Below are 1,421 nucleotides of genomic sequence, written 5' to 3' on the forward strand. Positions count from 1 at the left end.
AGGTGGGGATCCATATGTGGACGGCCCCGTGGTCGCAAGGTTTAAGTTCGCAGGTGCTCCGGATCGCTTGCGGTCATATGTACGGCCTATTTTGCGATCCGTGAGACCGCTGGCCAAGATGGGTTCCGCAGCAGATAGGTTCCAAACAGTACAGCGATACCGGCTTTGAAGCCGCCACTGGATCCCACGGTATTTCCCATCCGCCTCGGACCGACCGAACACACCTTCTCATCTTCCCTTGCAAGTTCCTCTGCCGCGCTGGCTTGTTCAAGGCCGGGGCGGTGTTTTGTATGTGCTCACACGCTTGCCGGTTCGTGCCGCACAGACAGTGGGCGATAAGTCTCGCCGCTGACCATCAGCTTCCAGGCGATGCGCGCCAGCTTGTTGGCCAGCGCGACGGCAGCCAGCTTATGGGGCTTGTGCGCACACAGCTTGTCCAGCCAGGGCCAGAGGGTTTTCATTCGTCCCCGCCGCACTTGCAGCAGGACCGCACTTGCTCCGGCAACCAGTGTGGCGCGCAGCATTTCATCTCCGGCGCGGGTGATCACACCGAGCCGGTTCTTGCCCGCCGTGGAATGGTTTTTCGGGGTCAGGCCGAGCCAGGCGGAGAAGTCGCGCCCTGATCTGAAGGCGTGCGCATCGCTCACCTTGATCGCCAGCAGGGTCGCGCCGACCGGACCAATGCCCGGGATACCGGCCAGCCGCTGGCTGACTTCGCTGTTGCGATGCAGCTCTTGCAGCTTTGCATTGAGACCTGCGATTTCCTCGTCGACCCTTGTGTAATCACGCAACAGCGTTTCGAACATATCCAGGGCCAACTCCGGCAGTGTCTCGTCCGCACGGATCTGATCAACAAGCCGGTTGATCTGGAACAGGCCCTTCGGGGCAACCAAACCAAACTCCGCCGCAAACCCGCGGATCGAGTTGGAAAGCTGCGTGCGCCGGCCAAGGAACTGCGTGCGCAGCTTCGCCAGCATCTGCTCCGCCTGCTGCTCAGGGCTTTTGACAACAACGAAGCTCTTGGCCAGCTTCGGACGGCTCATCGCCTCACAGATCGCTTCCGCGTCAGCCGCGTCCGATTTGCTCCGCTGCACATAGGGCTTCACGTATTGTGGCGGGATCAGCGCAACCTCATGCCCCAACTTCCGCAACTCACGCGCCCAGTGATGCGAGGACCCGCACGCCTCAAGCCCCACCTGCGCAGGAGGCAAAACGGCAAAATAGTCCAGAACCTGCCGGCGGCGAAGCTTCTTGCGCAACACAGGCTGCTCGCGAACATCCACCCCATGCAGCTGAAAAACGGTCTTGGACGTATCCATACCAATTCGAATAATATCACTCATGGACGGCTCCTTCGTTTGAGATCGCTAACAACCTCATTCTGGCACATCGATGCCGTAGGGGCCGTCCAACCCAACAGT

The 1,421-nt window shown here is 60.2% G+C and carries 1 protein-coding gene; it reads right to left on the reverse strand.

Annotated features, from left to right (window positions below; all coding sequences use genetic code 11):
- Positions 1-296 precede the first annotated feature (296 nt).
- Complete coding sequence (locus IF10I1_RS13390) at positions 297-1,343, reverse strand: IS110 family transposase (protein WP_186393209.1); 1,047 nt, start codon at positions 1,341-1,343, stop codon at positions 297-299.
- Between the last annotated feature and the right edge of the window lie 78 nt (positions 1,344-1,421).

This window comes from Pannonibacter sp. I15F10I1, from assembly GCF_900185665.1.
Taxonomy (GTDB): Bacteria; Pseudomonadota; Alphaproteobacteria; order Rhizobiales; family Stappiaceae; genus Pannonibacter; species Pannonibacter indicus.